The following is a 23,506-nucleotide window of genomic DNA, read 5'->3' on the forward strand; positions in this document are numbered from 1 at the left end:
AGCGCCTCGGCGTAGACCGGGTGGTGGTCGTAGAGCTCGCGGCCCGTTCCGGGGCGCTGGCTGCCCTGGCCGGTGAAGAGGAAGGCCAGCCGGCCGTGGTCGGGGCGGCCGGTGAGCAGCCCGCCGTCGGTGGTCGCGTCGCGCAGCGCGGTCAGCGCCCGGACGAGCGCGTCGGGGTCGTCGGTGACGACGGCCGCGCGGTGCTCCAGCGCGGACCGGGTGGTGGCGAGGGAGCGGGCGAGGTCGGTGAGCGGCAGGTCGGGGTGGTCGGCGAGGTGCGACAGCAGTCGGCCGGCCTGGGCGCGCACGGCCGCTTCGGTGTGTCCGGACAGGACCAGCGGAACGGCGGTGGCGTCGAGGGGGCGGGCGGGTGCGGTGTCGGTGGTCTCCTCGGGCTGCTCCTCCGGGGCCTGTTCGAGGATGGTGTGGACGTTGGTGCCGCTCAGGCCGAAGGAGGAGACGCCCGCGCGGCGCGGGTGCCCGGTGCTCGGCCAGGGCACCGGCTCGGTGAGCAGGTGCAGGGCGCCGGTGCTCCAGTCGACGTGCGAGGAGGGCCGGTCGATGTGCAGGCTGTGCGGCACGGTGCCGTGGCGCATGGCCATGACCATCTTGATGACGCTGGCGACGCCGGACGCCATCTGGGTGTGGCCGATGTTGGACTTCACCGAGCCCAGCAGCAGCGGGTGTTCGGGGTCGCGGCCCTGGCCGTAGGTGGCGAGCAGGGCCTGCGCCTCGATGGGGTCGCCGAGCGCGGTGCCGGTGCCGTGGCCGTCGACGACGTCGATGCCGTCGGGGTCCACCTTGGCGTTGGCCAGTGCCTGGCCGATGACGCGCTGCTGGGACGGGCCGTTGGGGGCGGTCAGGCCGTTGGAGGCGCCGTCCTGGTTGACGGCGGAGCCGCGGATGACGGCCAGGACCTGGTGCCCGTTGCGGCGGGCGTCGGAGAGCCGTTCGACGAGGACCAGCCCGACGCCTTCGGCCAGGCTCATGCCGTCGGCCTGGTCGGAGTACGCCTTGCAGCGGCCGTCGGGCGCCATCGCGCGCTGGCGGCTGAAGCCGACGAACGCGGCGGGCGTGGACATGATGCTGACGCCGCCGGCCAGCGCCAGGGAGCTCTCGCCGTTGCGCAACGACTGGCAGGCCAGGTGCAGGGCGACGAGGGAGGAGGAGCAGGCGGTGTCGAGGGAGACGGCCGGGCCCTCGAAGCCGTAGGTGTAGGAGAGGCGGCCGGACAGGACGCTGGAGATGGTGCCGGTGATCAGGTGTCCCTCGGCGCTCTCCGGGCTCGCGCCGGAGGCCCCGTAGTCCTGGTAGCTGGCGCCGATGAAGGTGCCGGTGCTGCTGCCGCGCAGGGTGGCCGGGTCGATGCCGGCGGCCTCCATGGCCTCCCAGGAGGTCTCCAGCAGCAGGCGCTGCTGGGGGTCCATGGCGAGGGCCTCGCGGGGCGAGATGCCGAAGAAGCCGGCGTCGAACTCGGGGGCGTCGTGCAGGAAGCCGCCCCGGGTCGAGTAGGTGTGGCCGGCCCGGTCCGGGTCGGGGTCGTAGAGGCCCTCGGCGTCCCAGCCACGGTCCGTGGGGAACTCACCGATGGCGTCGCCGCCCTCGACGACCAGCCGCCACAGGTCCTCCGGCGATCCGACGCCGCCGGGGTAGCGGCAGCTCATGCCGATGATGGCCAGGGGCTCGTCGTCGACGGTGGCGGTGTACGCGGTCGGGGCGCCGGTGCCGGTCGCGGACCCGGCGAGGGACTCGCGCAGGAAGGCGACGAGGGCGCGCGGGTTGGGGTGGTCGAAGACCATGGTGCTCGGCAGGGCGAGACCGGTGACGGTGGCGATCCGGTTGCGCAGGTCGACGGCGGTCAGCGAGTCGAAGCCGACGTCGCGGAAGGCGCGTTGCTCGGAGAGCACGTCGGGCGAGGCGTGGCCGAGCGCGGTGGCGGCCTCGCCGCGGACCAGGTCCAGCAGGAGCCGCTCCTGCTCGACGGGGGCCAGCCCGCGCAGCCGGTCGGCGAACTCGCTGCCGGATGCGGCGGCCTGGTCGGTGTTGTCCACGAGCCGCCGGACCTCCGGCACGTCGTCGAAGAGCCGGGTGGGGCGCGCGGAGGTGTAGACGGGGTAGTAGCGCTCCCAGTCCACGTCGGCGACGGCCAGGTGCGTCTCGTCGTCGTCGAGGGCCTGCCGCAGGCCGGTCAGGGCCATGTCGGGGTCCATGAAGACCAGTCCGCTGCGGCGGATCTGGCCGGGGTCGACGCGGCCGAGCTTGAGGTCGTCGGCCCAGATGCCCCAGGAGACGGCGGTGGCCCGGGCGCCGCGGGCGCGGCGGTGTTCGGCCAGGGCGTTGAGGTAGGCGTTGCCGGCGACGTAGGCGGCGTGGGCGCCGCTGCCCCACATGCCGGCGGTGGAGGAGTACAGGACGAAGGCGTCGAGGTCGTCGCCGAGGAGTTCGTCCAGGTGCCGGGCGCCGTTGACCTTGGCGTCCATGACCTTCGCGAAGTCGTCGAGAGTCGTCTCGTCCAGCGTCGCCAGCTCGATGGTGACGGCGGTGTGCACGACGGTGCGCACCGTGCGGCCCTCGGCGGCGAGCGCCTCCAGCATCCGGGCGACCGCGTCGCGGTCGGTCAGGTCGCAGGCGACGACGCTGGCCTCGCAGCCCAGCTCGGCCAGTTCCCGGACGAGTTCGCCGGATCCGGGGGCCGCCGGGCCGCGGCGGCTGGTGAGCACGACGTGCTCGGCGCCCTGCTGGGCGAGCCAGCGGGCCAGGTGCGGGGCGAGGGTGCCGGTGCCGCCGGTGACGAGGGTGGTGCCCCTCGCCGTCCAGGGGCGGGCCGGAGCCGGGTCCGCGGGGGTGGCGCGGACGACGCGGCGGGCGAGGACGCCCGAGGCGCGGACGGCGAGTTGGTCCTCGCCGGTACGGCCGGTCAGGACCGCGGCCAGGCGCTCGGCGGCCCGCCGGTCCAGTTCCTCGGGCAGGTCGACCAGGCCGCCCCAGCGCTGTGGGTGTTCGAGGGCGGCCGTCCAGCCGAGGCCGAGGATCTGGGCCTGGTCGGGGCGGGTGAGCCGGTCGGCTCGGCCGGTGGAGACGGCGCCCTGGGTCAGGCACCACAGCGGCGCGTCGATGCCGGCGTCGCCGAGTGCCTGGACGAGCGTGACGGACAGCGCCGTCGCGCGGCTGAGCGCCGGTTGGTGCGGGCTCGCGCCCTCGGCGGCGGCCAGCAGGGACACCACGCCCGCGAGGTCCGCCGCGCCGTCGAGGTCGGCCAGGCGCGCGGTCAGCGTGGCGCGGTCCAGGCAGGCGTCGTCCAGGACGAGGGTGCGGGTCTCGGCGCCGTGCGCGGTGAGGACGCCGGTGACGTCGTCGCCGGCGGTGTCCGCGGTGGTGACGACGAGCCAGGTGCCGGTCAGGGCCGCCGTGGGGAGGGCGGTCAGCGGCTGCCACGTGGCGCGGTAGCGCCAGGAGTCGACGGCTGCCAGGTCGCGGCGGCGTCGGCGCCAGTCGGACAGGGCCGGCAGGACGGGCTCCAGGGCGGCGCGGTCCAGGCGCAGGCGGGAGGCGAGGGAGTCGACGTCGTCCTCTTCCACCGCCGTCCAGAACTCCGCGTCCACCGGGTCCGCTTCGGGTCGGTCCTGGGACCGGTCGGGTATCGCCCACAGATGCTCGCGCTGGAAGGCGTACGTGGGCAGCGACACCCGGCGGGCGCCGGTGCCGGCGAAGACGGTGGACCAGTCGACGCCCGCGCCCCGGACGAAGGCTTCGGCGAGGGAGGTCAGGAAGCGGTCGGTGCCGCCCACGTCGCGCCGGAGGGTGCCGAGCACCGCGGCCGCGCCGCCGGCTTCCTCGGCGGTCGCCTGGATGCCCATGGCGAGTACGGGGTGGGAACTGACCTCGATGAAGAAACGGTGGTCCTGGGCGAGGAGTTCGCCGATGGCGGGCTGGAAGCGGACGGTCTGCCGCAGGTTGGTGTACCAGTAGTCGGCGTCCATGCCGGTGGTGTCCAGCCAGTCGCCGGTCACCGTCGAGAAGAAGGGCACCTGCGCGGGGCGCGGGCGCACCGGCGCGAGGACGCGGTGCAGTTCGTCGCGCACCAGCTCGACCTGCGCGGAGTGCGAGGCGTAGTCCACGGCGATGCGCTTGGCCCGGATGTCCTCGGCGACCAGCTCGGCCTGTAGGGCGTCCAGCGGCGCGGTGGCGCCGGAGACGACGGTGGACCGGGGGCCGTTGACCGCGGCGATCGACAGGTCCTCGTACGCGGCGAGGCGCTGTTCGACGTCGGTGGCCGGCAGCGGGACCGACATCATGCCGCCGGATCCCGCCAGTCCACGGGCGATTGCCTGGCTGCGCAGCGCGACGACGCGGGCCGCGTCCTGAAGGGAGAGCGCCCCGGCGACGGCCGCCGCGGCGATCTCGCCCTGCGAGTGGCCGACCACGGCGTCGGGGGTGATGCCGTGCGAGGTCCACAGTGCGGCGAGCGAGACCATGACGGCGAAGGAGGCGGGTTGTACGACGTCGACGCGGTCCAGCGTCGGCGCGCCGTCAACCTGGCGCAGCACGTCGAGCAGGGACCAGTCGACGAACTCCGAGAGGGCGGTGGCGCATTCGGTCAGGCGCTCGGCGAAGACCGGGGACTCGTCGAGGAGTCGCGCTCCCATGCCGACCCACTGGGAGCCCTGGCCGGGGAAGACGAAGACGGTCCTGCCGTCGGTGTCGGCCGTGCCCTGGACGACGCCGGGCGCGGAGCCGCCGGTGGCGAGGGCGTCGAGGGCCGCGCGCCGGGTCTGCTCGTCGGTGCCGATGACGACGGCGCGGTGGTCGAAGAGGGTCCGCGCGGTCACCAGCGAGTGGCCGACGTCGAGGGCGCCGGGTGCCTGGTCGTCGTCGAGGTGGGCGGCGAGGTTGGTTGCCTGGGCGCGCAGCGCGCCCGGGGTGCGGGCGGTCAGCATCCAGGGGATGGCGTCGCCGGCCGGGGCCACCGGCCGCTCGGGGGCCGCCTCCTGCGGGCGGGGGGCTTCTTCGAGGATGGTGTGGGCGTTGGTCCCGCTGATGCCGAAGGAGGAGACCGCGCAGCGGCGCGGGCGCTCGCCCTCGGGCCAGTCGGCGGGCTCGTGCAGCAGGGCGACGGTGCCGGGGGTCCAGTCGATGTGGCTGGAGGGGGTGTCCGCGTGCAGGGTGCGCGGCAGCGCTCCCCGGCGCAGGGCCAGGACCATCTTGATGACGCCGGCGACGCCGGCAGCCGACTGGGTGTGGCCGATGTTGGACTTCACGGAGCCCAGCAGCAGCGGGCTCTGCGGGTCGCGGTCCTGGCCGTAGGTGGCGAGCAGGGCCTGCGCCTCGATGGGGTCGCCGAGGGCGGTGCCGGTGCCGTGGGCCTCGACGGCGTCGATGTCCTTCGGGGCCAGCCCCGAGTTGGCCAGGGCCTGGCGGATGACGCGCTGCTGGGAGGGGCCGTTGGGGGCGGACAGGCCGTTGGACGCGCCGTCCTGGTTGATGGCCGAGCCGCGGACGACGGCGAGGATCTCGTGTCCGTTGCGCTGGGCGTCCGAGAGGCGCTCCAGTACGAGGATGCCGACGCCTTCGGCGAGGGTCATGCCGTCCGCGCCGTCGGAGAACGCCTTGCAGCGGCCGTCGCCGGCCAGGGCCCGCTGCCGGCTGAACGCGACGAACGGGTTGGGGTTGGTCATGACGGTCGCGCCGCCGGCCAGGGCCAGGGAGCTCTCGCCGTTGCGCAGGGACTGGCAGGCCAGGTGCAGGGCGACCAGGGACGAGGAGCAGGCGGTGTCGACGGTGACCGCCGGTCCTTCGAGGCCGAAGAGGTAGGCCAGGCGCCCGGAGAGCACGCTGGGGCTGGTGCCGGTCACCAGGTGGCCGGCGGATCCGTCTTCGACGCCGAGGCCGTACTCCTGGTAGGTGGAGCCGATGAACGTTCCGGTGGCGGTGCCGTGGACGTGGGTGGGGTCGATGCCGGCGTGCTCGAACGCCTCCCAGGTGGTCTCCAGCAGCAGCCGCTGCTGGGGGTCCATCGACAGCGCTTCGCGCGGCGAGATGCCGAAGAAGGAGGCGTCGAACTCGCCCGCGTCGTGCAGGAATCCGCCCTGGGTGGAGTAGGTCGTGCCGGGGTTGTCCGGGTCGGGGTGGTAGAGGCCGGTGTTCCAGCCGCGGTTGACGGGGAAGTCGGTGATGGCGTCGACGCCGTCGCTGACCAGGTCCCACAGCTGCCGCGGGGAACGGACGCCGCCGGGGAAGCGGCAGCTCATGCCGACGATGGCGATGGGCTCGTCGAAGCGGCCCGATGCCGATGCGGCCACGGCTGCCGGAGCGGCCTGGTCACCGTCGGTGCCCAGGAGTTCCGCGCGCAGGTGGCGGGCGAGGACGGTGGGGGTCGGGTAGTCGAAGACGAGGGTGGCGGGCAGGGCCAGGCCGGTGAGGGCGGCCAGCCGCTTGCGCAGTTCCACGGCGGTCAGCGAGTCGAAGCCGGCGTCGCGGAAGGCCCGCCGCTCCGAGATGGCGTCCGCGGAGTCGTGGCCGAGGGCGATGGCCGCCTCGGCACGTACCAGGTCGGCGAGCAGCCGCGTCTGCTCGTCCTCGTCGAGGCCCCGTAGGCGCGCGGCGAATTCGGGCGCGGCGCTCGCGTCCTCCGTGCGGGCGAGGGCCTGGACGTCGGCCAGTTCGTCGAAGAGGGCGCTCGGGCGGGTGGCGGTGAAGACGGGGTGGTAGCGCTCCCAGTCGATGTCGGCGACCGTGACGGTGACGTCCTTGTCGACGACGGCGCGGCGCAGTTCGGTGAGGGCGTTCGCGGGCGCGAGGAAGCGCAGGCCGCGCTTGTGCAGTGCGTCGGTGACGGCCTCGTGGGTGGCCATTCCGGCCTCGGCCCAGGGGCCCCAGGCCACCGAGGTGGCGGGCAGGCCGCGGGCCGCGCGGTGCTCTGCGAGGGCGTCGAGGTAGGCGTTGGCGGCGGCGTAGGCGCTCTGTCCGGCGCTACCCCACACTCCGGCGATCGAGGAGACCAGGACGAAGAAGTCCAGGTCGTGGCCGTCCAGGAGGCTGTCGAGGTGAGCCGCGCCGAGCATCTTGGCGGCCATCGCCTCGGCCGCGGCGTCCAGGGGGGTTTCGGCCAGGGAGGCGTTCTGGCCGACGCCGGCGGCGTGCACGACGCCGGTCAGCGGGTGCTCCGTGGGTACGGAGTCCAGGAGTGCGGCCAGCGCGCCGCGGTCGGCGGTGTCGCAGGCCGCGATGGTGACCTTGGCCCCCAACTCCTCTAGTTCTACGGCCAGTTCGGCGGCTCCCGGGGCGTCGGGGCCGCGGCGGCTGGTGAGGAGGAGGTGGTCGGCGCCGCTGCGGGCGAGCCAGCGGGCCGCCTCGGCGCCGAGCGCTCCGGTGCCGCCGGTGATGAGCACGGTGCCGCTCGCGGTGAAGGCGTCGGTGGGGGGCAGTTCGGCCTGCGGGTGGCGCACCAGGCGCCGGCCGAGCGCCCCGGTGGCCCGGAGGGCGATCTGGTCCTCGCCGCCCCGTGCGGCCAGCGCGCTGACGAGGTGCTGGGTGGCGGGGGCGTCGAGGTCGGCCGGCAGGTCGATCAGGCCGCTCCAAAGCTGCGGGTGCTCCAGGGCGGCGACCCGGCCCAGTCCCCAGACCGCGGCCTGGAGGGGGTTGGCGAGCGGGTCTTCGGAGCCGGTGGTGACGGCGCCGCGGGTCAGCGTCCACAGCGGGGCGGCGAGGTCGATGTCGACCAGTGCCTGGGTCAGGACGAGGCTCAGCGCCAGTCCGGTGGGCAGCTCGGCGCCGACCTCGGTGCCGGGCCGGTCGGCGAGCGGGAGCAGGGACAGGATGCCGGCGAAGGCGCAGTCCTGCGCCCGTACGGCGTCGAGCCGGGCGGTGAGTTCGGTGCGGTCGCGGCAGGCGTCGTCCAGGGTGAGGGTCTCGAACTGGGCGCCGTGGCCGCGCAGCGCGCGGAGGATCTCGTCGCTGTCGATGCCGTCGGCGGTGACGAGCAGCCAGGTGCCGTCGAGTACGGGTGCGGCGGCCGCCGTCACGGGGCGCCAGCCGACGCGGTAGCGGGTGGAGTCCAGCAGCGCCTTCTCGTGCCGGTGCTGGCGCCAGGAGGACAGTGCGGGCAACAGCGCGTACAGGGAGGCGTGCTGTTCGTCGCGCAGCCCGAGGAGGGTGGCCAGCTCTGCGGCGTCGCCGCGTTCGACGGCGCCCCACAGCTCGGCGTCCGCGGGGTCGGCGGCACTCTGCGCGAGGCGGACCGGGGCCGGCTCGGGCCAGTAGCGCTCGTGCTGGAAGGCGTAGGTGGGCAGATCGACCGGGCGTGCTCCGGTGCCGGCGAGGTACGCGGGCCAGTCGACGGCCGTGCCGCGCACGTGCAGGCGGGCCAGGGCGGTGGCCACACAGCGCTCCTCGCCGCGCCCGGCGCGCAGCAGCGGGACGATGTGCGCGTCCGCCGCGTCGCCGAGGGCGTCCTGGGCGGCGGCCGACAGCACGCTGTCGGGGCCGAGTTCGAGGAAGGTGCCGGCGCCGCGGTCGTGCGCGGCGCGCAGGGTGTCGGCGAAGCGGACGGCGCCGCGGGCGTGCGCGACCCAGTAGTCGGCGGAGCGCAGTTCGTCGTCGGTGGCGGGCCGTCCGGTCAGGCCGGAGATGACGGTCACGTCCGGCGCGTGGTAGGTGAGCTCGGCCGCGGCCTCGCGCAGCCCGTCGAGCGCGGGCTCCATGAGCGGCGAGTGGAAGGCGTGGCTGACCGTCAGGCGCTTGGTCTTGCGGCCCTGGGCGGCGAAGTGGGCGGCGATCTCCTCGGCGGCGGCCAGATCTCCGGCGACCACGACGCTGTGCGGGCCGTTGATGGCGGCGAGGGAGACCTCGTGCTCGCGTCCGGCGAGCAGCGGCGCGGTCTCGTCCTCGGTGGCCTGGAGGGAGATCATCGCGCCGCCGGCGGGCAGCGCCTGCATCAGCCGTCCCCGGGCGGTCACCAGGCGGGCCGCGTCGGACAGCGAGAGGACGCCCGCGACATGCGCGGCGGTGATCTCGCCGATGGAGTGGCCCAGCAGCACGTCGGGGCGGATGCCCCAGGTGCCCAGCAGCCGGTGGAGCGCGACCCCGACGGCGAACAGCGCGGGCTGGGTCCACTCGGTGTGGTTCAGCAGCGCGGCCTCGGGGCTGCCCTCCGGGGCGAACAGGACGTCCTTGAGGGGACGCTCCAGGTGCGGGTCGAGGGCGGCGGTCACCTCGTCGAGGGCCTGGGCGAACGCGGGGAAGCGGGCGGCGAGTTCACGGCCCGCGCCGGGGCGCTGGCTGCCCTGCCCGGAGAAGACCATGGCCAGCTTGCCCGCGCCGCCGATCTCGCCCTCGGTGAGCGCGGAGCCGGGCCGGTCGGCGGCCAGGTCGGCGAGTGCACGCAGCAGTTCGTCGCGGTCGCCGGTGACGACGGCGCGCTGGTCGAAGGCCGTGCGGGTGGTGGCGAGGGAGAGCGCGACGTCGACCGGGTCGAGAGCGGGGCGCTCGTCGAGGAAGGACCGCAGGCGGGCCGCCTGGTCCCGGAGTGCCGCGCGGCTCTTGCCGGACAGCGTCCAGGGCACGACGGCCGGGGTGAGCTCCGGCTGGTCGCGCTGGTCGGGGGCGGCCGACGGCTCCTCGACGATGAGGTGGGCGTTGGTACCGCTGAAACCGAAGGAGGAGATGGCGGCGCGGCGCGGCCGGCCGGCCTGCGGCCAGGGCGTCTCCTCGGTGAGCAGGCGCACCGCTCCGGAGCCCCACTCCACGTGCGAGGACGGTTCGTCGGCGTGCAGGGTGCGGGGCAGTACGCCGTGGCGCATGGCCATGACCATCTTGATGACGCCGGCGACGCCGGCCGCGGCCTGGGTGTGGCCGATGTTGGACTTCACGGAGCCCAGGAGCAGCGGGTTCTGCGGGTCGCGGTCCTGGCCGTAGGTGGCGAGCAGGGCCTGCGCCTCGATGGGGTCGCCGAGGGTGGTGCCGGTGCCGTGGCCCTCGACCGTGTCGATGTCCGTGACGGACAGGCCGGCGGCGGACAGCGCCTGCCGGATCACCCGCTGTTGGGCCGGACCGTTGGGGGCGGTCAGGCCGTTGGAGGCGCCGTCCTGGTTGACGGCGGAGCCGCGGACCACCGCCAGGACCTGGTGCCCGTTGCGGCGGGCGTCGGAGAGGCGTTCCAGGACGAGGACGCCGACGCCTTCGGACCAGCCGACGCCGTCGGCGCCGTCGGAGAACGCCTTGCAGCGGCCGTCCGGGGACAGGCCGCGCTGCCGGGAGAACTCGATGAGGGCGCCCGGCGTCGACATGACCGTGACGCCGCCGGCCAGTGCGAGCGAGCACTCCCCCGCGCGCAGTGCCTGCATCGCCCAGTGCATGGCGACCAGCGACGACGAGCAGGCGGTGTCGACGGTGACGGCTGGGCCTTCCAGCCCGAGCGTGTAGGAGATGCGTCCGGAGGCGACGCTCGGGGCGGTGCCGCTGCCCTGGTGGCCTTCGAACTGCCCGCCGGAGAGGACCGTGGCGTAGTCGTTGTACATCACGCCCGCGAACACGCCGGTCCGGCTGCCGCGCAGGGACGCCGGGTCGATGCCGGTGCGCTCGATGGCCTCCCAGGACGCTTCGAGCAGCAGCCGCTGCTGGGAGTCGGTGGCCAGGGCCTCGCGGGGGCTCATGCCGAAGAAGGCGGGGTCGAAGTCGGCGGCGGTGTGCAGGAATCCGCCGAAGCGGGAGTAGGAGGTGCCGATGCGGTCCGGGTCCGGGTCGTAGAGCGTGTCCAGATCCCAGCCCCGGTCCGTGGGCAGGCCCGAGATGGCGTCGGTGCCCTCGCTGACCAGCTGCCACAGGTCCTCGGGCGAGGCGACGCCGCCCGGGTAGCGGCAGCTCATGCCGACGATGACGATGGGGTCGTCGTTGGTGGCGGTGCCGGCGGCACGGGGCGCGCTGGTCGCGGTGGCGGCTTCGGAGCCCATGAGCTCGGCGAGGACGTGCGTGGCGAGGGCGTCGACGGTCGGGTAGTCGAAGATGACCGTCGCGGCGGTGCGCAGGCCGGTGGCCGCGCTGAGCCGGTTGCGCAGTTCGACGGCGGTCAACGAGTCGAAGCCCAGCTCCCGCAGCGGGCGGCGGACGTCGATGTCGGCGGTGCTGGAGTGGCCGAGTACGGCGGCCACCTGACCGGCCACGAGGTCGAGCACGACCTCCCGGCGGTCGGCCTCCGCCAGCCGGGACAGCTTCTGTACGAGGGTGACGGCGGTCTCCGAGGCCGAGACGACCGAGCGGCGGGCCGGGGTACGGATCAGGCCGCGCCACAGCGGCGGTACCTCGCCCTGGAGGCGCAGGACGGACAGGTCGAGCCGGGTCGGCAGCAGGACGGCGGCGTCCATGGCGGTGGCGGCGTCGAAGAGGGCGGTGCCCTGTTCCACGGTGAGCGCGGGAGTGCCCATACGGGCCAGCCGCGCGAGGTCCTCGTCCGTCAGACCGCCGGTCATTCCGGCGGTGGGCTCCCACGGGCCCCAGGCCAGGGAGAGCCCCGGCAGGCCCTGGGCGCGGCGCAGTTGGGCGAGCGCGTCGAGGAAGGCGTTCGCGGCGGCGTAGTTGCCCTGGCCCGCCGTGCCCACGGTGCCGGAGAGGGAGGAGAAGACGACGAAGGCGGCCAGGTCCAGGTCCCGGGTGGCCTCGTGGAGGTGCCAGACGGCGTCGGCCTTGGGCCGCAGGACCGTGCTGATCTGCTCGGGGGTGAGTGACTCGATCACGCCGTCGTCGAGGGTGCCGGCGCTGTGCACGACGGCGGTGACGGGGTGCTCGGCGGGCACACCGGCCAGCAGCCGGTCCACGGCGGCGCGGTCGGCCAGGTCGCAGGCCGCGATGGCCACCTGGGCGCCGTGTGCGGTGAGTTCGGCCACGAGTTCCCGGGCGCCCTCGGCGTCGGCGCCGCGGCGGCTGACGAGCAGCAGGTGCCGTACGCCGCGCTCGGTGACCAGGTGCCGGGCCAGTATGTGGCCCAGGCCGCCGGTGGCCCCGGTGAGGATCACGGTGCCCTCGGGGGCCCATTCCGCAGTGGTCTGCGATGCCTGGGCGCGGGCGAGCCGCGCGGTGAGCACGGCGGTGCCGCGGACGGCGGTCTGCGGCTCGTCCAGGGCCAGGGCCCGCAGCAGCGGCTGCGCGGTGGGCTCGTCGAGGGCGGGGTCGAGGTCCAACAGGCCGAAGCGGCCGGGGTGTTCGCTCTGCGCGACGCGCACCAGGCCCCAGACGGCGGCGGCCACCGGGTCCGGCGCCTGTCGGGCGTCGGTGGCGACGGCGCCACGCGTGACGAAGACCAGCCGGGACCCGGCGTACTGCTCGCTGTCCAGCCAGCTCCGCAGGCATGCCAGGGCGTGGGCGGTGCGGGCGTGCACGGAGGTGACGACGTCGTCACCGGTGTCGGCGTCCGCACCCGCGAGGGGGGCGAGTACCACGTCCGGTGCTTGGGTGCCGTCCGCGCCGGGCAGCGCCGTGACCGTGAGGTCCGACGACGAGAGCGCCCGCTCCAGGCCGAAGAGGTCCGGGCCGAGGACGCCGACCGAGGCGGGCGCCGCCTGCGGGGACTGCTGCGGCGCGGTCCAGCTCAGTGCGAACAGGGCCTCACGGACGAGGGAGTCTGCGGCGCCGAACCGCTCGTCGGGCACCGGGCGCAGGACGAGCGAGCCGATGGAGGCGACGGCGGCGCCGGTGGTGTCGGCGACGGCGATCGCCACGGCGTCGTCGCCGGCCGGGGTCAGTTTCACCCGGACCGTCGTCGCCCCGCTCGCGTGCAACGTCACGTCCTGCCACGAGAAGGGCAGGCCACCGCGGGCGTGCTCGCCCAGGTCGGCGAAGGCCGCGGCGTGCAGGGCGGCGTCCAGCAGGGCCGGGTGGATCCCGAACGACGCCACGGAGTCGGCGTCGGAGCCGTTCGTGTCGGGCAGCGTCACCTCGGCGTAGACGTCGTCGCCGCTGCGCCAGGCGGCGTGCAGGCCCTGGAACAGCGGGCCGTATCCGAAGCCGGTGTCGGCCATCCGGTCGTAGAAGCCGTCGAGGTCCAGCGGCTGGGCGTCGGCGGGCGGCCAGGCGGTGGCGTCGAAGTCGGCGTGGTGCTCGCCGGCGACGAGAGTGCCCGAGGCGTGCTGGGTCCAGGGGAGTTCCTCCGGCCCGTCGGGGCGGGAGTGGACGCTGACGGCGCGGCGACCCGACTCGTCGGGGCTGCCCACCCAGACCTGCACCTGGACGCCGCCCTCCTCGGGCAGCAGCAGCGGGGCGGCCAGGGTGAGTTCCTCCACGCGACCGCAGCCGGCCTCGTCCCCGGCGCGCACGGCCAGCTCCAGGAAGGCGGTGCCCGGCAGCAGCACCGTGCCGCGTACGGCGTGGTCGGCGAGCCAGGGGTGGGTGCGCCGCGACAGGCGACCGGTCAGCAGCAGGCCGTCGGAGTTGGCGACCGACACGGCCGCCGTCAGCAGCGGGTGGTGCGCCGCGCCCAGGCCGGCGGCGCGCACGTCACCGCCCGTCGCGGGCAGGCTCTTGGGCCAGTAGCGACGGCGCTGGAAGGCGTAGGTGGGCAGGGCGGTGCGCTGGGCGTCGGTGCCCTGGAAGTAGGGCTCCCATTGGACGGCCGCGCCGCGGGTGTGCAGGCCCGCCAGCGCGGCGGTGAGGGTCTCGGCCTCGGGGCGGCCCGGCCGCAGCACGGCGAGCGTGGCGGGGACGCCGTCAGCGGCGGCGGCCGCGTCGGCGGAGGCGGCGGGGTCGGCGGAGGCGGCGGGGTCGGCGGAGGCGGCGGGGTCGGCGGAGGCGGCGGGGTCGGCGGAGGCGGCGGGGTCGGCGGAGGCGGCGGGGTCGGCGGAGGCGGCGGGGTCGGCGGAGGCGGCGGAGGCGGGGGCACCGTCGGTGGTGCCGGTCGCGGCCAGGCATGTCTGGGCCATGGCGGACAGGACGCCGTCCGGCCCCAGTTCCAGGTAGGTGGCGGCGCCGTGGCCGTGGAGCCAGTCGACGGCGTCGGCGAACCGTACGGCGTGCCGGGCGTGGTTCACCCAGTACTCGGCGGAGGTCAGCTGCTCCACCGTGGCGAGGGTCCCGGTCAGGCCGGAGACGACCGGGACGACGGGTGCCTGGGGGGTGAGCCGGGAGACGACGGTGCGGAAGTCCTCCAGCATGGGCTCCATGAGCGGCGAGTGGAACGCGTGCGAGACGCGCAGCCGCTTGGTCTTGCGGCCCAGCGCGCCGAAGTGCTCGGCGACGGCGCTGACGTCGTCGGCCCGGCCGGCGACGACGACCGCGGCGGGCCCGTTGACCGCGGCGATCGAGACGCGGTCCGACCGGTCCGCCAGCAGGGGCAGGACCTCCTCCTCGGTGGCTTCGAGGGAGAGCATGGCCCCGCCTTCGGGCAGCGCCTGCATGAGGCGGCCGCGGGCCAGCACCAGGGCCGCGGCGTCGGCCACCGTGAAGACCCCGGCCACGTGCGCCGCGGCGATCTCTCCGATGGAGTGCCCGGCGAGGAAGTCCGGCTTGATGCCGAAGGACTCGGCGAGCCGGTACAGCGCCACCTCGATCGCGAAGAGCGCGGGCTGGGCGTAGCCGGTCTGGTCGAGCAGGGCGGCCTCGGGCGTGCCCTCGGCGGCGAACAGCACGTCCTTCAGGGGCCGTTCGAGCCCCTGGTCGAGGTGGCTGACGACCTCGTCGAGGGCGGTGGCGAAGGCGGGGAAACGGGCGGCCAGTTCACGACCCATGCCCGGCCGCTGGGAGCCTTGGCCCGCGAAGAGGAAGGCGAGCTTGGACCGGGTCCGGGCGGTGTCCTGCACCAGGCCGGGGGCCGGCATGCCGTCGGCCAGCGCGGTCAGGGCGGCGCGGGCCCGGTCCAGGTCGGCTGCGGTGAACGCGGCACGGTGCTCAAGGCCGGAGCGGGCCGTGGCCAGGGAGTAGGCCACGTCCACCGGCGCGAGATCGGGGCGGGACGTGAGGTGTTCGAGCAGCCGCGTCGCCTGGGCGCGCAGTGCCTCACGGGTGCGGCCGGAAACGAGCCACGGGACGGCGCCCGGCGTCACGGGTGCGGCAGCGGCCGGGAGCTCCTTGTCCTCCTGGCCGGCCTCGGGGGACGGGGTGGCCGGGGCCTCCTCCAGGATCGTGTGTGCGTTGGTGCCGCTGAGTCCGAACGAGGAGATGCCGGCGCGGCGCGGCTGTTCGCCCTGCGGCCAGGTGACCGGCTCGGTGAGCAGGCGCACGGCCCCCTGTGTCCAGTCGACGTGCGAGGACGGCGCGTCCACGTGGAGGGTGCGCGGGAGCAGGCCGTGCCGCAGGGCCAGCACCATCTTGATGACGCCGGCCATGCCGGCCGCCGCCTGGGTGTGGCCGAGGTTCGACTTGACGGAGCCCAGCAGCAGGGGGTGTTCGGCGTCCCGGCCCTGGCCGTAGGTCGCCAGCAGCGCTTGGGCCTCGACCGGGTCGCCGAGTGCGGTGCCGGTGCCGTGCGCCTCGACGACGTCGATCTCGTTGGCCGAGAGGCGCGCGCTGACCAGTGCCTGCTCGATGACGCGTTGCTGCGAGGGGCCGTTGGGCGCGGTCAGGCCGTTGGAGGCGCCGTCCTGGTTGATGGCGGATCCCCGGATGACGGCCAGGACCTCGTGCCCGTTGCGGCGGGCCGCCGAGAGGCGCTCCAGGACCAGGACGCCCACGCCCTCGCCCCAGCCGGTGCCGCCGGCGGAGTCGGCGAAGGAGCGGCAGCGCCCGTCGGCGGCGAGCCCGCCCTGGCGGCTGAACTCCACGAAGGTGGTGGGGCTGGACATCACGGTGACGCCCGCGGCCAGTGCCAGGGAGCATTCGCCCTGGCGCAGGGAGTGGGCGGCCAGGTGCAGGGCCACGAGGGAGGACGAGCAGGCGGTGTCGATGGTGACTGCCGGGCCCACGGTGCCGAAGAAGTACGCGAGCCGGCCCGAGATGACGCTGGTGGTCGTGCCCGTCAGGGCGAAGCCCTGGACATCGTCGTCCGGACCCACCCGGTACTCCTGGGGCATCGCCCCGACGAACATGCCCGTCCTGCCGCCCCGGATCGCCGCCGGGTCGATGCCGGCCCGTTCGAAGGCTTCCCAGGAGGACTCCAGCAGCAGTCGCTGCTGCGGGTCCATGGCGAGTGCCTCGCGAGGGGAGATCCCGAAGAAGGAGGCGTCGAACTCGGCCGCGTCGTGGAGGAATCCGCCGGAGAACTTCCCCGGGTCCTCGGTCAGCAGCTCCCAGCCGCGGTCATCGGGGGCAGCCGTGATGCCGTCCCCGTCATCGGCGAGCAGGGACCAGAGCTCTTCGGGGCTGCTGACGCCCCCCGGGAAGCGGCAGCTCATGCCCACGATCGCGATCGGCTCGCGGTTCGCCGCCTCCAGCTCGCCCACCCGCTGCCGGGAGCGCCGCAGATCGGCGCTGGCCCGCTTCAGGTAGTCGCGGAGTTTCTGTTCCTGATCCATGTTCGCCACGTTCCAACCCATCTCAAGACCGTCGGACAGCAGAGGATTTCGATGTGGGCAGCCGGCACTGGGGACGGCTGTTCCACAGCGACTGAGTTATCTGCGTGCCCTGCACGAGGCAGCTCGACTTCCCGCACGCCACCAGCCCAGTCTCTATGGGGGTGGCCATGGAATTCCGTAGAGTTGGCAGGGCCCTGGGCCTGCCGCGCACGGACGCGCCGGGGCGCCGGGGATGCTCGGCGGCACTCCCGGCGCCTTGTACCTTCTCGGTTCGCCTTCCGAACGGTCCGGGTCTCAAAGGCAGACCTCGGCCCGATCCCGCACGGCGAACCACCAGAATGCGGAGGGGGTGCTACTTGATGAAGTCGTCCACGACGCGGGGCGGCCAGGTACCCACCGTCAGCACGCCCATTGCGTATGCGCGGGAGACCAGTGCCGCGCGGTTGGGGGCCTTCAGTTTCCGCAGCAGTCCGGTGACGTGATACTCCACTCCGTGCTGGCTGAGATACAACCTTGACGCCAGCGGAATCGTGGACAGGCCCGCTGCGATTCCCTCCAGAATTCGCGCGTCGATTTCGCTGAGGAGTTTCCTTCGCGGCGCCACGACCGCATCGTCCTCCGAGCCTCCGCCCGACCGCATCACGACGAGAACGGCGGCCGGGCCGGGTCCGTAGCCGCGCACGGCGGCGGCCGTGAGGCTGCCGTTGAACACGTCGCCGGTCGGCCGCAGCGCCACGACCTGCGTGGCGAACCGGTCCCGGCGGCCCTCCAGCAGCCGCTCGAACTGCCGCATGAGCGGCTGCCGCACGCTGGGGTGCACCAGATCACGGAAATTGCGCCCGAAGACGTCGGGGGCCGCCGTCGAGGAATCGGAGGGGAGCGGGGCGAGTACGTCGGCGGAACCCTCGGCGGGCGTCGCGAAAGCACGGAAGAAGTCCTGATTGGCCTGACGGATCGTCAGCGTTGGGTCCAGTACGGATATACAGACGCTCGGCCGCTCCTCCCCCCGAACCGGCTTACCGGCCACGCCGACCGTACTGTGGCCTGTTGATAACTGCAGAGAGTCCACCAGAGCAGAAATCCTCAAGGGACCGACATCCTTTCCAACCCCCGCCTACAAACCAGAATCAAGAAGATCGAGCGAGATGGAGAAATCCAGAGAATGAAGCGAACGAGGGGGTTCAAGGGCCCGAGATCTACCGGGAAGGAATTCTGAACTCCCCTGCACAAACGACACTAAGGAACGATCCGGACAAGCGTCAACGCTGACCCGGCCCCCATCCCTAATCCTGCGGTCGAACACTGTGCACGGTACGGTCCGGCCGCGATCTTTCGGCCCCCCGAACACTCCGAACCACTTACCGCCGGTATCCCCGTACGTTGCGCGGCGTTCGCACCGGCGCACTCAGCGCGACACGAACGCCCCGCGCGCACTCCGACCGCCCAACAGCTCACGTCGCCCCGCGACGCCCAACTTGCGGTAGCAGGACGTCAGACGCTTCTCCACCGCACGGGTGGTCACGCCCAGTTCGTCGGCGATTTCCTGATTGGTCAGTCCCCGGCCCACCAACGAGACGACCTTGCGCTCGCCGTGGGTGAGCGGTGCTTCCTGGCTGGGGGCGGCGGTCCCCATGGCCGCGTGGGCGCGTTCGGTCAGCCAGGGGGCGCCGCAGGCGGTGGTGAGGTCAACGGCCTCGCGCAGTACCGCCTCCGCTTCCTTGCCGCCTTCCAGGGCCCGGCCCAACTGGAGCAACGTACGGGACAGTTCGAGGGTGTTGGCGGACGTGCGGAGGATCTCGGCGGACTCGCGCAGGGCGGGGACGCCCCCTCCGCCGGGCAGGAGGGCGTGCAGGCGCAGGGCGCGGCCGAGGGCGGCGGGGGCCGCCCACTGTCTCGCCCGGGCCAGTTCCTCTTCCGCCAGTGCCAGGGCCGGCCGGGCCTCGCCCAGACGGTGGTGGAGGACGATGGCGCGGGGCCGCCAGGGGAAGAGGGTGGAGTTGCGCCAGCTGGCCGCTTCCAGTTGGCGGCCGCAGGCCAAGAGGGATTTCAGGGCGTCGGCGTCGCGGCCGCGGCGGGTGTCGAGCGAGGCCCCGAGGAGTTGCCACATGGCCGTCGTGGCGAGGTTGGCCGGCCAGCGCTTCCCCGAGTCCTTGAGGAGGCGCTCGATCAGCGGGATGTCACCGGATTCCATGGCCACCGCGGCCCGGACGACCGCGGTCGGCTCGCGCCAGTCCGCGTCGGCCAGTTCGGCGGCCCGGTCGGCGTGTTCGCGGGCCTCGGTCAGGCGCCCGCGGGCGAGCTGGATCAGGGCGTTCTCGGCGTACACGCCCGCGTGCGGGCGGTCGGTGTGCTGCTCGCAGAACAGGTGGGTGTTGATGGCTTCCACCGCGTCGGCGGCGTACAGGGCCAACGCGACCAGCGGTAGTGCGGTGCGGGCACCTGCGGAGGTCACCGGCTCGCGTTCCAGGACCTGTCCGGCCAGGGCTGCGATGTCGGGTGCCGGCAGGGCCGTCGAGAGGACCCCCGCGTTGATCAGGACGGCCGCCAGTTCACGGGCGCCACCGGTCTCCAAGGGGAGCGAACTGCCCAACGAGCGCAGGCGTTTCACCGCACCGGTCAGCTCCGCCGGGTTCTCGTGCCCCGCGTGCCACAGACGCGCCTCCAGGCGCAGGGCGATCTCGCCGGGACACCCTTGCTGCGGCCCCGCGGGCTCGAAGTCTTCGGAGACGTTGCGCAGCAGGTCCACCACCGAGGGGGTGGCCTCGCCGAGGTAACTGGGCGGGATGAGCAGGGTGGCGGCGGCCCGGTCGGTGGCCGACGACAGGAGGCGGACGGCCTGGCTGATGTGGCGTTCGCAGGCGGCGGGGTCGATGCCGCGTTCGGCTTTGGCCAGGTCGATCAGTAGGCGGGCGCGTTCGCCGTCGCCCGCGGTGCACTCCAGCAGTGCGCGCCGCAGGTGGCGGGCGGCGGCGTCCGGCTCGCCGCGGCGCAGCGCGACTTCCGCGGCCGTCCGTAGTACCCCGATGGCCCATGGGCGGTGGGTGGCGGTGACGGCCATCAGCAGTTCTGCGACATGTTCGGCGGGGCGGCCGGCCTGGTGGAGGATTTCGGCCGCGGCGTCCCGGGAGCGTTCCCGTTCGGCGATGGTGAGGGCGGATTCGACGGCGTCCCGGGCGACCCGGTGGAGGAAGCGCGGGGTGTCGTGGGCGGCGAGCAGGCCGAGGTGGCGCAGGGCGCGCAGGGCCCGCTGATAGCTGATGGTGTCCAGTCGCGCGTGGCGTTGGATGAGGTCGGGTTCGCCGTGATCGCCGAAGGCGGCGATGGCCACGGCCACGTCGCGTACGGGGCCGGGCTGGTCGTGGAGGCAGCCGGCCAACCGATCGCGGAGCTGTGTGGGGCGCGAGGCGCGGACCTGGTCGGCTTGGTCGGCGGTGGGGCGGTGGCCGTTGAGGGCCTGCTCGCGCAGGACGGACTGGAGGAAGAGGGGGTTGCCGGCGCAGGTGTCGTGGCAGGCGCGGGCGTAGCCGTCGTCGGCGGGTTCGCCCAGGTGGTGGTGGATCAGGGCCCGGGTGCCGTCGAGCGAGAGCGGGGCGGGGCGCAGGATGTCGGCGGCGGCCGCGAGGTCGCCGACGAGCGGGTGCCGGGCTCGGGGGTCGCCGTCCCGCAGGGTGCACACGAGGGCGACGCGCATCCCGTGGGCGCGCCGGGCCAGGTAGGTGAGCCAGCGCAGGGAGGGGAGGTCGACCCACTGCAGGTCGTCGACGAGGATGAGGACGGGGGTGGTTGCGCAGACGTCGGCCAGTAGTGACCGCAGGTCGTGCAGCACGGCTTCGGAGGCGGGGACGTCGTGGTCGCCGGGGGTGGGGAGACTGCCGGCCGGGAACGGGCGGGCGGCGCTGCCCGCGTCGCGGTCGCCGGGGGCGGGGAGGTCATCGGCCACGAGGGGGCCGAGGAGCTGGTGGACGATGCCGAAGGCGAAGTCCTGCTCCATGGGGGCGGCGTTGGCTCGTAACACCCTTAAGTTGCCCGGCGGTGAGCTGCCGGCCTCCTGGAGGAGCGTGGACCGGCCGATGCCCAGGGGTCCGGTCAGGAGGAGTAGGGAGGAGCGGCCCTCCTGTGCCTGACGTACTGCGGTGTCGATACGGGCCAGTTCGGATTTCCGCTCGTACAGCATCGGTTATGTCCCTTCCGTCGGCCGGCTCCGTGCACGAAGTTCCTCGCGTGAGGTGATCCGGAGTTTCTTGTACGTACTGCTCAGCCGTAGCTCGACGGTGCGCCGGCTCACCGAGAGCTGTTCGGCGATCTCGCGGTTGCCCAGGCCGCGGCGGGCCAGTTCGGCGGTCTGCCGCTCGGCGGGTGACAGGGCGGCCCACTCCTTGGCGGGGATGGACTCGTCGAGGGTGGCGGTCTGTTCCAGCCGGGCGGCCAGCCACCGTACGCGTTCGGCCAGGCGGCTGGAGGTGCGGGTGACGCAGTGGCCGGACAGTTCGGTCAGCAGACGGGCCGCGGTGGTGCGGTCGCCCTTGGTGGCTTCTTCGGTGACGAGATCGGCCAGGCCCCAGGCGTAGGCGAGTTGGTTGGGCCCGCGCGGGATGTCGGTGAGCTCGCCGGCAGCGTCCGCCGGCCCCAGCTGGTCGAGGGTTCCGGCGCAGAGTTGGGCCAGGCCCAGTGCGCTGGGGGCGCCCCATTGGCGGGCGAGGGTGAGTTCCTCGTCGATCAGGCGCCGGGCCTGTTCCCGGTCGCCGAGGGTGAGACAGGCTCTGGCGGCCAGCGAACGCCACGGCAGTATGACGGGGTTGACCCAGTGTCTGCGCAACAGCCAGCGCCCGCTCTCCTTGAAGAGTTCGGCGGCCTCGGCCCAGCGTCCCTCGTCGGCAGCCACCCGGGCCCGGGCGAACAGGAGTAGCGGCCAGTGGACGCTGGATTCGGAACCGGGCGGGGTGGGGGCGCCGGTCAGGGCCCGGGCCACGTCGCGTTGGCGGGTCTCGACGGCGATGACGCTGCGTACGGCCACGAGGTGGGTGACGGCAAAGGGGTGCCAGGCGGTGGCGGGCAGTGCCTGTTCTGCGACGTCCACGGCGCGTTCGGCGGCGGCCAGGCGGCCACCGCGCAGGTGGAGTTCGGCGGTCAGGACCAGGGCGCGGGCGAGTGTGGGGCGGCAGTGGCGGCGGCGCAGTTCGTCGACGATGGCGGCGAGGTGGTCCTCGGCTTCGGTGGCGGCGTCGGTGAGCCACAGGGCTCTGACGGCGACCAGGCGGGGCATGACGGGTGCGGTGTGGCCTGCTGCCAGGGCACGGCGGGCCAGCTCCGCGGCCCGTGCCCGGTCTTGGCCGCGTACGACCATCTGCCCGGCGCGGAGGCCGGCCTGGGCGGGGGCGAGGGGGTGTTCGGGCAGGGCCGGGACGCCGGGGGCGGGGACGTCGGTGACCTCGGGACGGGTCTGGACGGCGTACCAGTACAGCGCGATCAGGTCGTCGCGCTCGGTGCCGTGGGCGGTGGCCAGGGCCTGGGGGGCGACGCAACGGCCCCAGGAGTCGTCGCCGCGGGCCAGGCCCATGTCCAGGGCCCGTACGCGCAGTTGGGACCAGAGTTCGCCCTCGCCCGGACTGTTGACGACGGCGGCGAGCCTGCGGTCGCTCGCCACGGGGGCGGCCACGGCCTCGGCGCTGGCCAGGTCGAGACTAATCTGCGCGCGTTGAACGGGGTGTTGGGGCTCGTCGAGAGCGCGGTTCAGGTAGGCGGCGGCACGGGCGAACTCGCTGCGGTACACGTCGGCGCCGAAGCCCCCGCGCGGCGCGGGCGCCTCCCGAGGCTCGCCGATGGGGGGCGCGTGGAGGAGGGTGCGGGCGATGTCCTCGCTGCGGCGCGCGGCGGCGCCGAAGCTGCCGTACAGCGCGTGGACCGCCCAGGGCTCGCCGATGGGGGGCGCGTGGAGGAGGAGGCGGGCGATGTCCTCGTCGCCGGCGCCGGACCGGTAGGCGAGGTCGGCGGCGCGGGCGTACAGGCCGCCGCGTTCGGCGGCCGGTGTGTCTTCCAGGATGCGGGCCCTGACGACGGGCAGGCGGATGCGTTCGTAGGGGCCGTCGGGGACGGTGAAGCCGGCCGATTCCAGCGCCGAGCGCAGCCGGGATTCGGGTTCGGTGCGCAGCCCGGCCAGGTTGCAGATCAGGGTGAAGTCCAGCAGGTCGCCGCCGACGGCCAGCGCTCGCAGGACGGCGGTGGACTCGTCGGACAGGCCCCGCAGGGCGCGCCCGGCGCGCTCGCCGATGATGCCGGTGATCACGGTGCGCAGCTGCGGGACGAGGTCAGCGGTGGGGCGGTGGCCGGCGTCGGCGAGGCAGTGCAGTGCCGCGTGCAGTACGGCGGGGTTGCCGTGGCAAGCCTGGGCGGCCGCGGCGGCGAAGGACTCGTCGCAGGGGATACCGAAGATCATTTCAGCGAGGGTGCCGACCGCGCGGGGGCTCAGTCCGCGGACGGTGAGATGGCGGGTCAGCCGTGCGGGGGCGGTGTTGGCCAGCCAGTCGGGGCCGTGTTGGTCCACGCCGGTGCGGCCGATGAGCAGTGCGAGGGGGAGGCCGGCGGACAGGCGACGCGCCAGAGCCTGTAACCAGCGCAGGGAGGCCGGGTCCAGCCACTGCGCGTCCTCCACCGTCACGAGTGTGGGTGTGCGGCGGATCGTGTGCAGGAGTTCGGGGAGGCCCGGCAGTCCGTCCACCTCGTGGTGCCCGCGCAGCACCTGGAGCGGGCGTTCGGTCGCCTCTCCCAGCTGGGTGAGGAGTTGGATCACGGCTCCGTGTCGCAGGTCGCGTTCGGTCAGGGAGCCACAAGCGCGCAGGACGCGTACCGAACGCTCCTCGGCGAGCCGGGCGGTCCAGCGCAGCAGGGCGTTGTGGCCGAAGCCGGGACGGCCGGTCACCGAGACGACGGCGGGGCGCCCCTCCCCGAGCGCGGCCAGCACCTGCTTCAACTGCGCCTGCTCCGACTCGCGTTCGAGCAGGGGCGGGTCGGTGCCTCGACGCCCTGCCCATATAAGCCCGGCGTATAACTGTTCGCCATTCAGCCCCGACACAGACACC

4 protein-coding genes (1 of these 4 only partly in view) are annotated in these 23,506 nt (G+C 74.1%); all 4 read right to left on the reverse strand.

Going from position 1 to position 23,506, the window contains the following annotated elements; all coding sequences use genetic code 11:
• Window positions 1-16,430 carry the 5' portion of a type I polyketide synthase gene (locus ACO0M4_RS32275; RefSeq protein WP_430374618.1) on the reverse strand. Its footprint begins 12,205 nt before the window's first position, so only the first 16,430 of its 28,635 coding nucleotides appear in the window; its start codon is at window positions 16,428-16,430; its stop codon lies off the left edge, out of view.
• A 352-nt stretch (window positions 16,431-16,782) separates the two neighbouring features.
• A complete protein-coding gene (locus ACO0M4_RS32280; RefSeq protein ID WP_430375340.1) occupies window positions 16,783-17,490 on the reverse strand; it encodes a LuxR C-terminal-related transcriptional regulator in 708 nt (235 codons plus the stop codon).
• Between the two features lie 345 nt (window positions 17,491-17,835).
• Window positions 17,836-20,604, reverse strand: coding sequence for an ATP-binding protein (locus ACO0M4_RS32285; protein WP_430374619.1), 2,769 nt, complete (start codon window positions 20,602-20,604; stop codon window positions 17,836-17,838).
• Window positions 20,605-20,607: 3 nt separating this feature from the next.
• Window positions 20,608-23,499, reverse strand: coding sequence for an AAA family ATPase (locus ACO0M4_RS32290; protein WP_430374620.1), 2,892 nt, complete (start codon window positions 23,497-23,499; stop codon window positions 20,608-20,610).
• Window positions 23,500-23,506: the final 7 nt, after the last annotated feature.

The organism is Streptomyces sp. RGM 3693, from assembly GCF_050471125.1.
Lineage (GTDB): Bacteria > Actinomycetota > Actinomycetes > Streptomycetales > Streptomycetaceae > Streptomyces.